Genomic DNA, 15,297 nt, shown 5'->3' with positions numbered 1-15,297 from the left:
TGGATTTTTGGATTTTTGGAAGGGGTAAACACTAACTATTAGATAGCGCTATACAACTCTTTTTAGCGCCATCTATTTTTGGGGGTGCATTTTTTGAAACCGCACCCCAAACCGATACACATTTACCAACAGATAAACACATCCTAAACTCAATACCGGCGACAATGCCGCGATAAATAGGGTGGCTGCGGTATACATCATTATTCAGCACCGTCATCTTCGTTAAGTGAAAATGTAGCGGCATATTCTTTCGAAATATTTAACGCCATTTTCGCTTGAACTAAAAACGTATCTTGTGTGATATTTTTAGTTTGTGCATGAACCAAAGCTGATACATGTTGAGTTTGATTGTGAATCAAGTTGTCTAATTTCGCTACATTATTGATTTCGTCAATTGTAACCGGTGTAGACATAACCAGACTTGTTGCTAGGATTAATGATTGCATGATAATTCTCCAATTTTAGTTTATTTAATAACTTAGTCGAAGTATTAGTTACAAAGGTTGTGCCATACTCAAAATAAATTTTAAATAACTGATATTAAAGGGATTATCAAAAATTAGCATTCAAGAGATAAAACAACCAATATGGTTTCAGATTAACATATTGGTTATTTTAACCACTATTTAGTCAATTTCTCTTTGGCGAAAATATGAAGAGGCTTCGTGCAGTAGTTCTTTACCTGGTTTGTCTGACTTAACGCCGTTTTCACTTAAATAACGACGAAATATTTTTGCGCCTGGCAGGCCCTGAAATAGTCCCATCATATGGCGCAGAACATGCCAAGCTCGGCCTCCACCGGCTTCGTAACCAGTAATATAGTCAGACACATGAGATAACACTTCTGTACGGCTTGGCTTTGCAGACTCATTATCTAAATACACAACTTGATCAACATCCGCCATTAAATATGGATTATGGTAAATTTCACGCCCCATCATGACACCGTCCACATGCTTAAGGTGCTCGGTGCATTCTTCCAACGTTTTTATTCCGCCGTTTATAATGATTTCTAACTCTGGATACATTTTTTTAATTTTATAGACACGTTCGTAGTCAAGAGGAGGAATGTCGCGGTTTTCTTTTGGACTTAAGCCCGTCAACCAGGCTTTTCGTGCGTGAATGATAAACGTATCACAACCCGCGTCTTTGACAGTCTCAATAAAAGTTTGTAAAAATTCAAAACTGTCCTGCTCGTCTATTCCAATGCGAGACTTAATTGTCACAGGAATTTCAACAACGGCTTTCATCGCTCGGACACATTCAGCGACCAATTCAGGATTTGCCATTAAACATGCGCCAAACATGCCGTTTTGAACACGGTCTGACGGACAACCAACATTTAAATTTATCTCGTCGTACCCACGCTCTTCCGCAAGTTTTGCACATTTAGCAAGAGCTTCGGGATCGCTACCACCTAGTTGCAATGCCACAGGCTGCTCAGCATCGTTAAATTGTAGGTAGTCGCCTTTACCAAAAATAATGGCCCCTGTTGTTACCATTTCAGTATATAAAACGGCGTGCTTTGACATCGTTCGATAAAAATAACGGCAATGCCTGTCAGTCCAATCGAGCATAGGCGCTACGCAAAATCGACGATCTATCTTATTCGTTGAATTACTAGAAATATTGCTGCGGGACTCCGCTTGATCTTTAATACTGTCCGTCACGTTAAAAACTCTCTTTATACCCAGATTTTCTCAATTTTGCTAAACGCTTATATACAAGTCGTTAAACAATTTTTGCGTTCACAAATTTACTAAAATACACAGATGCTTTGTTCCAACTTAATTTAGCACCGCTATACCGGAATTGAATAATTACAGAGATTATACACTGAAATCCAACGAACCTTTAACTTAGTCACCATCAAATTAACTAACTGATAAGCAAGTAGAGCAAGCGCCAAAAGCAAAACCTGGAATACACTATGTAAGGAATTTCTTTACAATCATTGTCAGTATTTTTTACAAATGGCAAAGTACAAAACCCTGTACATTTTTTAACCTAATGAAAACATTAAGTAACTTTGTAAAGGCATGTTAAATGCTTACTCCTATCTGTAAATAAAAATAATAATATTCAAATGAATGGAGACACAAATGAAAAACAAGCACTTTAAATCAATATTGGTGGGCGCAACGCTTGCCATGTCATCATTTGCAAATGCAGGGTTAATGTATGACGCAAATGTCACAAATAACGCCATTTTTGGTAGTGGCAACCTCAACGGTTCTTTTACAGTGATGCAGGAAGATGGCATTGAGCTAGGGCTAAGAGGCAAATTACGACACAATGCTAGCGGTTCCGCCGAAAATACCTTTAATAGTAACGGCGACGGCACGTATTCATTTGATGCCGGTGTTGCACCAACTCAATCAGCGCCAACAGCGGTTTGGAGCTTTGAATGGTCCATTAATTCTGATTTTGATGGCTCGACAGGTAACCACTTAGACGACTATTTATTTGAGTTAGTCGTAGATTATGATGCCGGAGGTGGCGTTGCATATCGAACTTACGACTTATTTGATGGCTATTACGACCACTCTATTGGAACTAATGCTACAGCTCAAGGAGCAGGCGATGAAGCGGCGTATCTTGATGTTGCAGGATTTCAAACTCTGGCAGCCAATAATAACTTGGCACAAAACTCTTGGAAAGCGCATTGGTTCTTCGGACCAAGTTTCGATCCAACAGTCGACGGTACGTATGATATTAGCTTAAGAGCAAGTTCAAATGGTCAGATTGTCACTATGAACACAATCCAAATTATCGTTGGCAATGGTGCAATTGAAGCGCCTGAACCATCAACTCTAGCATTTTTTGCAATGGGCCTCGTTGCACTAGCCTCACGTCAATTTGGTAAAAAAAATATAGTTTAAACGACAATTTGTCGAACAATAATATGTTTTAAAAGTAGAAAACACCTAGCTAAACCCTAGGTGTTTTTTTGTTTTTCACTTAAAAAAACATCCATCTATTGATGATTGCATCCGTATTTAAAATACGAAAATGTTTTCGACCTCACCGTTAAAACCCGATCACACGAACGTAAATAAACTTATACGTTTTAGTTACATCATTTTCTATTCAACAATAATTCACCTGCAACACAAAAAAAACCAAGGTGTTGATTTAGATAAAAATAATATAAGTCATGAAATTTTTTGGCTAAAAAGGATAAGACACCACTCAAAACCAGTGCAAAAATTTGCCATTCGATGGGTGAAAAATATAAACGATTAAGTTACTATTATCTCTGCATTATTTTTAAATTGTACAACCACCAAAGATTAGAACTAATGAAAAAAACACGACTCACCCTAAAAGATGTTGCTAACCAATTAGGCGTTTCAACAGCTACTATTTCAAACGCATTTAATCGCCCGGATCAACTATCAAAAAAAAAGCGTATTGAAATACTAGAGCAGTGTAAAAGAATTGGCTTTGAAGGTCCTAACAAAGCGGCTCAAATATTGCGAAAAGGCCACTCCAATATTATCGGTATTGTGCTGTCAGACAATATTGATTACATCATTAGTGATCCGGTTGCGAGCACCTTTATGAAAGGCGCAACTGAAGTCTTACGTGAGCATAAAAAACATACTCTTTTGTACTCTGGCGATTCTGAAAACATAGGTGATATTGCCGACTTCGTTGACGGTTTTATTTGCTATGGTGCTCCCATCAATCAAGCGTTAGTTAGCGAATTAGCTAATCAGTTAAAGCCTGTAGTAACCGTTGATTTCGATATTGAAAATATTCCATCAATTAATGTCGATAATGAAACCGCTTGTTTTGAAATAGCTAAATCCACATTAAAAGAGTCAGATCAAGTTGCTATTTTGGGTCTGCGTTTAATTGACTCTAAAAGTACCTGCAGGATCTACGATTCGCCATTATTAGATTTTGAACACTCAATATCGCACCGCAGATTAGACGGTTATATTGCAGCGGCTAAAACCGTTGGGATCTCAATCGAAGGAGACCGAATTTGGACAATAGCCAAAAATACTTCCAAGTATGCGAGCCAAGCTGCAAACGAAGCTCTTACGAGTATTCCGCGTCCTGATGTTATTTTATGTATGAGTGATTTAATTGCATTAGAAGTATTAAAACTGGCAAAAGATAAAGGCATAAAAGTGCCAGAAGAATTAAGGATTACGGGCTTCGATGGTATCGATGAAGCGTTGCGTACTCGTCCTTCTTTGACAACGATTTGTCAGGCAAATGCGGAGAAAGGAAAAGCGGCGGCAGAAACTTTGTTGTTAGGGTTAACCACATCAAGGTTAGTTTCATACGAAATGAAGATCGGAGAGTCCACTTAGCTGCGATAGTTTCTGTAGTTGCTGAAGTTTCTGTAATTGCTATAAAACATGCACAGATCCAAGTTAGCTTGGCAAACTGGCCGTTTTAAAATTAAGCAAGCACTTCTGAAAAAAGTCTTCGATTTGATGCTCGTCAAATTGATCCCCAGTATTTGGTTGCTTAGTAGCTAGCGCAGGGAACGTGCCATAGCCCGCCAATAAGCAGTGCCATGACATATTACCAAAGTGCGAATTAAGCTTTTGCCTAGCAATTTCCTGACCTAAGTCGCCATTTCGGAACCAAACATCTAACAACTGTAATAAAGGTTCAGATAAGTTATTGTTGTCACGATTTGCTCGCCAATAATCGGTGTCATTTCGAGTATTTAATTTGTAGTGAGCAACAATATAGTCTCGTACTCGGTCAAATCGCTCAGTCGTTAAAGTGTTGTATTCATCCTTATGGGTATCTCTAAAATTCCCTTGTTCAAAACAGGCCATAAATGATTCAATTGAAATCTGCACTAAATGCAATGCGGTAGCTTCAAGAGGCTCGATAAAACCTTGGGATAAGCCTATAGCAATGCAATTTTTTTCCCAGTGCGAACTTACTTGTCCTACTTTCATTTTGAGGTGACCAGCAACCTGATCACTGTCTAACAATCCTAAAGCCTCACGCAGTTCATGTTCAGCGCTGTCGGCCGTTTGAAACTGAGAACTATACACATAACCATTGCCAGTACGATGCGTTAGAGGGATTTGCCAACGCCAACCGTTGGACATTGCGATAGACTGAGTTTCCATTTTTGAGGAAATCTCCATCGTCGGTAAAACAATCGCTGAGTCATTAAATAAATTGTCCTTGAACGAATTAAATTTTACACCCAGCGATTGCTGCAACAATTCAGACCTGAAACCTGTGCAGTCGACAAATAACGCTCCCTCGATAGATTCACCGTCGTTACATATCAACTGTTTAATATCACCATTTGGCGAAGTCTCAACGTGTTTAACCGTTGTTAACTTATGATGAACACCAAGTCCGATGGCATGTTGCATTAAAAACTGCCCTAATAAACCAGCGTCAAAATGATACCCATATTCCATTTTAAATGGAAAGTGCTCAGGCACCAGCGGCAGCTTGTCATGCGCTGCTAGATAAGCATTAAATAGAAATTTATCTGGCTGTGTGACAACGTCTAAACCGAGTCGACGCGTTAAACAATTAACAGCAAACGGCCGTTCAGTAAACGTATCTAATTGTGATAGAAAAGGGTGGCTATAGCAGTCTACACCTGATGCGGGACTCCATCCTGAAAATCGAATATTGAGCTTATAAGTGGCGTTACATTGTGCCATCCAATCTGGATCTGATATGCCCATTTTGTTAAAAAAACGTTGTAAAGTTGGTGTCGAGCCTTCGCCAACGCCCACCGTTTTGATGTCTGGAGATTCAACAACAACAATTTCCATTGGTGGAGTTTGCGCGGTTTCTGACAGCCACTGTTTGGCCATGAGATTAGCTGTCATCCAGCCCGCAGTGCCGCCGCCTAAAATAACAATGCGAAATGATTTAGTCATCCGCTTAACCAACATACTTCGTTAGGAAATCATCATGGGTCATCATTTGTGGCAAAGGAGCCATTTTTGCTTGTTTTATTTTGGCTAGTATAGAAAGCAACTCTTCGCTAGACATTGAATCCGCTGACGGGTGATAACTCGTCGGGTTAATGCCTTGCCCTAACATTACCTGTAACCAAGAGGCATCTAAAAAGATATCATGTTGCTCATTAAACATTGACCCAGTATCTTGGAAGAGTTGGATCTTCTGACTTAATCTTTCAGGTAATTTTAAATTACCCATATCTTGCCAAAAACCAGAATCGGTGCGCTCATTCGCGTAATAGTGCAAAATCACAAAATCTCGAATGGTTTCAATTTCGGTATCCGATTCTTTATTAAATGCATTTGTAACAGACCGAGTTATGCCTTGGGTTGAGAACATTTTGGCTAAGCGAACAACAGCAGATTGGATTAGATAGATACTTGTGGATTCGAGGGGTTCTAAAAAACCACTAGATAGACCAATGGCTACGACATTTTTATGCCACTGTTTTTCTACCTTACCGGTTCTAAACGTTAATTTTCGTGGCGCAGTCTGCATTCTTCCCTGGACGTTTTCGGTCAAAGTCTTCATGGCATCATCGTCAGACAAATGAGAAGAACTATAAACGATACCATTGCCAGTGCGGTGTGTAAGCGGTATTTGCCACTGCCAACCCACTTTATGGGCTATGCTTCTGGTATAAGGTGGTATCTGTTCCATCTGATCCGTTGCAACCGCTATGGCCGAATCTGCGGGTAACCAATGTGACCAATCTTGATATTTAATACCAAGTGTTTTTTGCAACAACAAACCGCGAGCGCCCGTGCAATCAACAAAAAAATCACCGTCGATTTGTGTGCCATCGGCCAGTTGTATCCCTTCGACAAAATCTGTATCGGCGTTTTGTTTAACATGCTTAATAATGCCTTCAATGCGCTTAACACCATTTTTTTCAGAGTAACGTCTTAAAAATTGACCGTATAAACCTGAATCAAAATGATATGCATAAGGAATTTGATAAATCGGATCTTGGGTGTTCATTTTATTAAATTTGTTTTGCTGGCAACAAAGATAATTGAGGTCGTAATCCCAAATCGAGTCTTCTAAACCTAATTGGGTTTTGGCTCGTAACCAATAATGTTGAAAATTACTGAAGCCAATACTTGTGCCGGGTGATCCGAACGTATGGAAATAGCTTTCACCGTCAACTCGCCAGTTTTCAAATTTAATCGCAAGTTTAATCGAGCCATTTGTTTCTTTTAAAAAAGCACGTTCGTCGATACCTAAAAACTTATTAAACGTTTGAATTGGTGGAATTGTCGCTTCACCGACCCCCACAATACCTATGGCTTCGGATTCTACTAAGGTAATCTCAACCGATTTAGGAAGAACTTTGGACAGTAATGCTGCTGTCATCCAGCCGGCAGTTCCACCCCCTGCTATTACTATCCTCTTAATCGTTTGGGTCATCATAATTTACCTTAACTTTTAATTGACTCTTTTATACCATTCCATAATACCAATTAAATTCCAAACACTATTATACGATGGTATTTATTCAGTATTTTAGGCCAATACAACTTATGCAAATGTAAAAAAAGACCCCTTAAGAAATAGCTCAAAAGGGGTTGAGATTACACAAACAAGCAGTGCATAGTAGAGGTTATTCTTTTGTCAGTGCCGAGCAAGTGCGCCAATTCTATTGGGCCTTCAACTCGAAGCACTTAACGGTACAATTACTTTTTACCATTAATTTACAATATGGCATCGATGGAAAAATATTTGACGTCAACGTCGATAGTCCATTCTCACAAAAAATCTCAGCCGTAGATCTATCAATTATAATGGACAAGGCGATTTCACTTTCATCAATTAACTTTAATGGGGCGACCGCAATTTGGCCAAAGCCTTTATCAATCCATCCAGATTGTGTCCTATCTATCTCAATCGCATTACCCTCGGCAATGTAGTTAATAACGAGCTTTTCGTCTGCGTTATTAGCGAAAGTGATCGTGTTATTACCAATTGATTTATCAAATTTCCAAATGACTTCATAGGCCGACGATTGCGGTAATGACTTAACTTGACCAACGTCTAATACATACTGAGTTCTCAACGCCAAAATATCTTCCGAAGGCAAATTTGATAAAAAGAAGTCGTTATCGGTTTCAACTAAAGTCAATTCTCTCGGTAACGTCATTCCGCCGCGCCATGGGTGTGTCGGTAAATCATTGGCATATAGCCAATTTGACATCCAAGCGATGAATATTCGTTTGTTACTGGTCGCTTGTAATCCGTCCCACGTAACACCTGCATAGTTATCTGGGCCGTAATCTAGCCACTTAGTTTCTGTTTGTGACGAAACAAAGTGAGTACCATCAAAATCCCCCAGAAAGTATTGTGTCGCGGACCCTTTGTTTGGACCGCCAGGGTGAATGCTCACAAGCAATGCCCATTTAGTAATGCCATTTGCAGTTGTAAGTGGAAACAAGTCAGGGCATTCCCAAACGCCGCCGTGTTCACCGTAACCTTCACCAAATTCGCTGACCAATTGCCAATCGATAAGATTTCTGGAGACAAAAAACTGAATGACTTGCCCAGCGGCTAAAGCCATCACCCATTGATTGCGCTCGTCGTCCCAAATAACTTTAGGGTCCCGAAAATCTTTGATCCCAGGGTTGGCAATTACGGGGTTATTTTCATACTCTTGCCAAGTTTTACCTGCATCTTGACTAAACGCCAAGCTCTGTACTTGCACTGCGTCTTCAGAATGATGAGTAAATGTAGCAACCAATGGAGGGTGATTGCCATTGCCTAAACCACTTGTATTATTCACGTCGACAACAGCGCCACCAGAAAAGATGTATCCTAACCCCTCTGGCGCAGCATATATTCCTATATCATGATGTTGCCAGTGAACTAGGTCAGTTGAGGTTGCGTGTCCCCAGTGCATATTTGCATGTTTGTCACCATCAGGGTTGTACTGGTAAAAAAGATGGTACACTCCTGCAAAATAAACCATACCATTTGGATCATTTAGCCAATTTTTTTCCGGTGTGAAATGGATGAAAGGGCGCCATTCATCTGTCATGAAGTTATCGCTAATTGTCATATCATCGCTCACAAATAATCCGCCATGTTTATTCTTAAATCCAGTTAAATGTCTAGCTATGGGCCTTGTAATATCCACTTGCTAGTTTATGTCGATAAAGGCCGCCAGCGATAAACTGACAGCCTCTTACACTCTAAATTAACTGTTACTCATTAATAGAAAGAGTAATTCACGTTAAGCATAAACGATGGTCCAAATTGGCGACGAGTGGTTACAACACCGTTATCATCTACCGTTTCTTCATCAACATCGGTCAAGTTGGTGCCCTGCAATGAGATACGTAAACCTTTTAAGTACTCGATATCTGAGTCTTCAAAGTCGTAACTAATTTGTGCATCCACTAGAGTCACTCCGCTACGGTTAGCTGATTCAATTTTGTTTGAACCACCACGTTGATACGTTGAGTAATCAGAGCGGTCTGTTCCAGCAACACGAACTTCAAAACCATCCATTGCATAGTAGGCTGTTAACGAGAAGTTTTTGTCTGACTGGCCAGCAATTGGCGAGCCATCATCAAGTTCCGCATCAATAAACGTGGCTGACGCTGCAACACCAAACCCTTCGAGGCTATCATCAAGCATACCAAATGGTACGTTTGCCGTTAGCTCAAGACCTTTAACTTCACCTTGTAAACCATCTTCAAAAAACGAATAGCTACCGTAGTCTGGTGGGGTAATTAAATCACCAGCTGCATATGGGACTTTCTTAGGACCATATTCGCCATCTTCAACAGCAACACGGTCATGGAATCCCGGGATATAATAGTCTGCACCGTCATTCGTTTCGTCATTTCTGAAGTTAATTAACGAACTTTCACCGCTACTTGCTTGAGTTAAGTTCACTAGATCTTTATAGAAAACAACCGCTGACAAATAACCTTCATCTTCAAAATAATGCTCAAAAGACAAGTCGTAGTTATTCGACTCCAACGGACGAAGTGACGGGTTACCTGCAAATTTTGACCACGGAGTCCCGTAATCAACGACATCGTCAATCGTATTTGGAATTGAAATTAGGTCGATGTTTTGATCAAACTTAACAAAACTAGACGCTTTCATCTGGTCGATTCTGGCACGGCTAATGGCTTTATTTGCTGCAAATCGAACAAACTGACTTTCGTTTAGTTCTAAACTTACGTTCAAACTTGGTAAGACATGACTGTAGTCCGCACCGCTTTCAATCTTACAACTGTCATCAATTTGCTTGTCGTTGTTGTCATCACACACCGCGTAATTAGAACCCACAATGCCGTTATAACCTGAAGAAGATTGGTCTGTTTGAATGTATTGCACACCAACATTACCCGTTACGTCATAACCACTGAGTTGAGTTTCAAAGTCACCTTTGATGTAAAAAGTTGTTACTTTTTCTTCAACTAAATAAGTATCACCGAGTCTATCTGGTTCAAGTAAACCAGCGTCGTTAAGCGTATATTCACCGTCTTGATAAGGTGCAAAACCGTCATAGGCAACAACATGTCCTAAACCTGCCCAGCTTAAATCTGCTAACCCGTCATAAACATATTTAGATGGAATTGAGTCCGAGAACGGATATGACGACGCAGTAGCAAAGAAACCTTTGTTGTCTTTGTCTTTTTTACGGTCACTATAGTTAATACCAGCGGTGACAGTATGGAATAAATCACTTTCGATGAAACCAACCACTTCCATTCTCATGGTGGTTAACTCTTCGCTGAAATCCGCGTAGTTTAAGAACCCATCCTGAGCATTAAGGTAGCTAAATTCATCTTCGCCATTAGCTGTTAATTCAGAAGTTTTAAAGTCGTCTTCAAGGTTAGCTAAACCACCGCCCCATACTTGTGGGCCAGTTAGTTGTAATGCGTCTGGGTCAGAAAATGCGTCTAGGCCCGACGTACCAACAAAAAAGATACCGTCTTGGCTCATTTCAAACGTACGTTCACCAAATTCACCTGAACTTAACGTGCCTGAACGCGCTAAACCAGAATAAGACTCGCCTTGCAAATCACGTTTACTTGACTCACTTTTAGCAACGTCAAATTCAACTGACCAATTTTCATTTAATTTATACCCAACGTTTAAGCCAAATACGCTCAAATCACCGTCTTTTTGTCTTGGGTTATTAATGAGAACTGAGTTTGCATTTACTTGCGTCCCCGTAGTATTAAAACCAGAACCAACAACATTCTCAGCAGCAAACGGTTCTACAAAACCACGAATAATCCCCGAATCTGAATAGCTAATATCTAATGCATCGATAACAATGTTTAGTTTATCATTCGGTTGGAACTGCAATACAGCAGAAACCGTATCTCGTTCTAAAACTGTGCTTTGTACTACGGTATCTAAACCAGACGGTAAAATTTGACCGTCGTCATTTGTGTTATAACCCCAAACACCATACTTTCTTTGATTGTTCGGAGACTCAGTCGTTGCAACCGCGATAGCAAGACCAATTGTGTCATCGGCAAATTTCTCTACAAATGATAAAGAATAACGCTTACCCGTGTTATCAAATTCTGGGTTATCCGATTCTCTGCCGCTAATCTCATAATTACCACTAACTGTTAAGGTTTCTTGAGCTTGCAGCGGGCGTACTGTTTCTAAATTAACCGTACCACCAATGCCTTGAACCATAAGTGATGCGTCAGTCGACTTATAAATTGTCGCACCTGTCATAATCTCTGATGGATACAGGTCATATTCAACACCACGGTTATCACCGATACCGATTAATTCACGACCGTTTAATGATGTCCCCGTAAAATCTTCTTTAAAGCCACGAACAGAAACACCTGAAGTACGACCGTTTACACGTTCGCCCGACATACCTGGTAATCGAGACAACGTTTCTGCGATTGAAGAATCAGGTAACTTGCCGATATCTTCCGCTGAAATAGCTTCAACGATAGAAGAGTTTTCCATTTTCACCGCTTGGGCTCGCATCAAAGAACCACGAATACCCGTGACTGCGATAACTTCGACTTCGTCGTCAACTGCGGTTTCAGCAGCGACTGCATTGTGTGAAAACATTGCCGCTGATACCGCTAGGGACAATATGGTTGGTGTGAATTTATGTGTGTGTTTCATTTAAAAACCCTGCCTTTTTTATTATATAAAACATATTATTACTGTTGATTATTTAACTATTTATTTCTTTATAACAAACCTGATACAAGTCGCTATTTGCGATAACTAACGTCAAATACAGATCCAAAATTTGATGTCCTCAAACGGTAATTGATTCCGCCACCACTTTTGAATGTTTCTTCTCATTGGTTAATAAAACCCAAGATACAAGTACAAAGAATGCGACCACTGAGCCCAATATTTTATAAGACAGCTGGAAGCCAAGTTGGTCATACATCATGCCAACACCAATGGACAATACCGCTGCGCCTATTTGTGCCATAAAGACAAAACCGACCAAGTAAATTGTTGCTGACAAATGCTCTTCAAAAGTCGCTGAGATGTATTTAAATATTGCAATTAACATGATTGGAAGCTCAGCTGCATGTAATAACTTCATAAACGAAATGCTGTAACTGTCGTCAGCAAAACCTGAGCCGATTATACGAAGCGCCATAATTGCACCAGCTAAAATCAAACCGTTTTTTGCACCAATTCGATTTACAATAAACGGTGCCAAAAACATTCCTAAGGCTTCCAACATGACTTGCAACGAATTTAGATAACCGTACATTGCGTTCCCTTCTTCTTTAGAAGGAAAAACCGAAGCAAAATAAGTCGAAAACTGTTGGTCATAAACGCCATATACCGTTGTTACACCAATAACGTAAACGGCCATTGCCAAAAATTGACGATTTTTGAATAACTTCAAAACGTCACTGACATTTAGCGCAGCCGAGGCTTTATCGAAAATAGATTCATCTCTACTTGATGTCGCTGGCACAACAAAGCTAATACACAATAAAAAAATCAGGCCTGATAGGCTGGCTAGCCAAAAATTCAAGTCGGGATTCACGTTAAAAATCTTACCGGTAAAGAAAGCTGCTATTGCCCAGCCAATTGATCCCCACATACGCGCTTTGCCAAATTCAAAACCGGTCATCCGGCCAACACGGTCAACATAACTTTCTATGACCCCTACGCCAGCACTAAACGCTAGCCCAAAATACACACCACCTAATGCGCCACCTAGCCACACATTTGACTTCAAAAGTGGTGAATAGAGGTATATGGCAAATGGTCCGACAAAGATCAGTAAACCAGAGATAAAAAACAGTACATGTTTTTTTAAACCAAGCTTGTCTTGTAGATAACCATATACTGGTAGTATAAACAGAGCGCAAAAAGCACCTAAACTAAAAACAACTCCTCGCTCCTCGCCATTTAATCCAACAAATTGCTCAAGCCAAATTGAAAAAATAGAGAAACAAAACGACCACGTAAGAAAAAACGTCAGTAAAGCCCCGCTAAGCAACCAATAGTTTCGTTTTGCAATACTCGTCTGCATTCCGTGATCTCTTTTAATAGCAACCATGTAATTTAACCTCTAGTGTCTAGCCATAGACATTTGTGGTTGAAACATGACTTACCAACTCAAAAATTTGTTAGTAACAAATTGACTAATTTAAGTGGTGCAACTCATTCATTAAATTCAATACTAGTTAACGTTCACTTTTTAATCAAGCATTTTTCTTAATCAATTAAGTAAAATATCATCACAAAAACACCAAGCAACTGATATATAAAATAAAAAAACCCACTAAAACATATAAAATATTTAGTTACAGGGCTTGTAGGTAACACTAACCTGGTTATTGGGTCCACAGTGCTAGGAACAAAAATCTTAATTTAATCATGAACTTAATATGTGAGAGCAGAACAGCGCTCAAATTAAACTAGACAAATGTTTACTATTTAACCTAATATTAAACTTAATCGTTTAAGTTATGAATAACTGCTTTAACAATAACTAAAAAAACTAGTGTTAAGCATAAGATTACAACGAGTCTTGCAGAGTTTGTTTTTGGTATTTCCAGCAATAACGATATTTTTATTACCGGAAACCTTCAGCATACTTAACTTGTCATCAACGGGTAGGAGAGGAACGTGGAAACAAAAGTGGCGAATAATCAACTGATACGAATTTTGACGTATTTAATGTTCATGATGTTTGCAATGACAACTGACGCAATTGGTGTGATCATTCCAGAGATCATAAAAGAATTCGACTTAAGTCATACGGCAGCCAGTGCATTTCACTATGGTCCAATGATGGCAATTGCCGCTAGTGGCATGTTACTTGGGTTTCTAGCAGACAAGTTAGGCAGAAAAGTGTCTATAATTATCGGCTTATTAATGTTTTCCGCCGCATGCGGATTATTTGCTATTGGCAGTAGTTTTGCGTTTTTCCTCTTCCTGTTATTAATCTCCGGCGTTGCGATTGGTATATTTAAAACAGCTGCGCTTGCGCTTGTCGGAGACATTACAGTATCTAATTCAGATCACACCAAAACAATGAACCTAGTCGAAGGCTTCTTTGGTGTTGGCGCTATCATAGGGCCATTTATCGTAAGCTATTTATTGGCAAACGATGTGTCGTGGAAATACCTATATATTGTTGCTGGCGTGCTTTGTATCGTTCTTTGTATTTTGGCGGCGTTTTCACATTATCCCACTTACGAAGCTAAACCAAATTCTAAACACAACTTAAAACAAACCTTCGAAATCGTTAAGCAACCAACAACGCTTGGGTTCTCAGCCTTAATAGCATGTTATGTCGCATCCGAGGCCGCCATTTACGTTTGGATGCCTTCCCTTCTCAGTGAATACACGGGTTCTCTTGAATACGTTGTGCCTTGGACAATTACCATATTCTTTACCCTACGAGCACTAGGCCGTTTTGGTGCGGTTTGGGTGTTAAAACATATTAGTTGGGAACTAGCGATGATGCTGTTCTCAGCCGCCATTTGCTTATGTTATGTATTAAGCATGGCATTGAGTTTAGATGTAGCAATTATTCTACTCCCTGCTTCTGGGCTGTTTATGGCCATGATTTACCCAACGCTTAATTCCAAAGGCATCAGCTGTTTTCCTAAAGAACAACACGGCGCCATTGCCGGTGTTATTTTATTCTTTACTGCTGTTGCGGCGTCAGTAGGCCCATTACTTATGGCAATTGTTAGCGACATGATGGGCGGCCAGGCCAAATACGGATTTTACGTTGCTACTGTATTTGCCGCGCTATTGTTTGCAGGTTTGTTCTACAACTGGAAATTTAAACCAGCTCAAGAACAGCTTCTCATTCAACAAATTGCAAATAACTAA

Annotated in this window: 10 protein-coding genes; 3 read left to right on the top strand and 7 right to left on the bottom strand. The window is 39.8% G+C overall.

The annotated features are described in order from the left end of the window. Positions 1-200 precede the first annotated feature (200 nt). Entirely contained in the window at positions 201-446 is a 246-nt protein-coding gene (locus tag KO525_RS07715) for a hypothetical protein (protein WP_215963215.1), read from the bottom strand. Positions 447-626: 180 nt separating this feature from the next. After that, positions 627-1,577: a tRNA dihydrouridine(20/20a) synthase DusA gene (dusA, locus tag KO525_RS07710; RefSeq protein WP_215963432.1), complete on the bottom strand. Its 951-nt coding sequence runs from the start codon at positions 1,575-1,577 to the stop codon at positions 627-629. Positions 1,578-2,102: 525 nt separating this feature from the next. Here dusA and KO525_RS07705 point away from each other — a divergent pair. Further along, complete coding sequence (locus KO525_RS07705; RefSeq protein ID WP_215963214.1) at positions 2,103-2,882, top strand: PEP-CTERM sorting domain-containing protein; 780 nt, start codon at positions 2,103-2,105, stop codon at positions 2,880-2,882. A 420-nt stretch (positions 2,883-3,302) separates the two neighbouring features. Continuing rightward, on the top strand, positions 3,303-4,328 hold the full coding sequence (locus KO525_RS07700; RefSeq protein WP_215963213.1) for a LacI family DNA-binding transcriptional regulator: 1,026 nt from the start codon (positions 3,303-3,305) through the stop codon (positions 4,326-4,328). Between the two features lie 63 nt (positions 4,329-4,391). Here KO525_RS07700 and KO525_RS07695 read toward each other — a convergent pair whose 3' ends face one another. The 5 genes from KO525_RS07695 to KO525_RS07675 all read right to left on the bottom strand — a co-directional run bounded on the left by KO525_RS07695 (position 4,392) and on the right by KO525_RS07675 (position 13,507). Then, a complete protein-coding gene (locus KO525_RS07695) occupies positions 4,392-5,888 on the bottom strand; it encodes a tryptophan halogenase family protein (RefSeq protein ID WP_215963212.1) in 1,497 nt (498 codons plus the stop codon). Positions 5,889-5,892: 4 nt separating this feature from the next. Next, positions 5,893-7,383 (bottom strand): tryptophan halogenase family protein, encoded by a 1,491-nt coding sequence (locus KO525_RS07690; protein ID WP_215963431.1) that lies wholly within the window; start codon positions 7,381-7,383, stop codon positions 5,893-5,895. 229 nt (positions 7,384-7,612) lie between these two features. Then, on the bottom strand, positions 7,613-9,037 hold the full coding sequence (locus KO525_RS07685) for a glycoside hydrolase family 32 protein (protein WP_215963211.1): 1,425 nt from the start codon (positions 9,035-9,037) through the stop codon (positions 7,613-7,615). 140 nt (positions 9,038-9,177) lie between these two features. Beyond that, positions 9,178-12,093 carry a TonB-dependent receptor gene (locus KO525_RS07680; protein WP_215963210.1) on the bottom strand — a complete coding sequence of 972 codons (2,916 nt, stop codon included), beginning with the start codon at positions 12,091-12,093 and terminating at the stop codon, positions 9,178-9,180. Between the two features lie 139 nt (positions 12,094-12,232). Next, positions 12,233-13,507 (bottom strand): MFS transporter, encoded by a 1,275-nt coding sequence (locus KO525_RS07675; RefSeq protein ID WP_252736740.1) that lies wholly within the window; start codon positions 13,505-13,507, stop codon positions 12,233-12,235. Positions 13,508-14,130: 623 nt separating this feature from the next. Here KO525_RS07675 and KO525_RS07670 point away from each other — a divergent pair. After that, complete coding sequence (locus tag KO525_RS07670; RefSeq protein ID WP_215963429.1) at positions 14,131-15,297, top strand: sugar MFS transporter; 1,167 nt, start codon at positions 14,131-14,133, stop codon at positions 15,295-15,297.

It is taken from the genome of Psychrosphaera sp. B3R10 (assembly GCF_018861025.1).
GTDB lineage: Bacteria > Pseudomonadota > Gammaproteobacteria > Enterobacterales > Alteromonadaceae > Psychrosphaera > Psychrosphaera algicola.
This window is presented reverse-complemented; position numbering and strand designations above follow the sequence as displayed.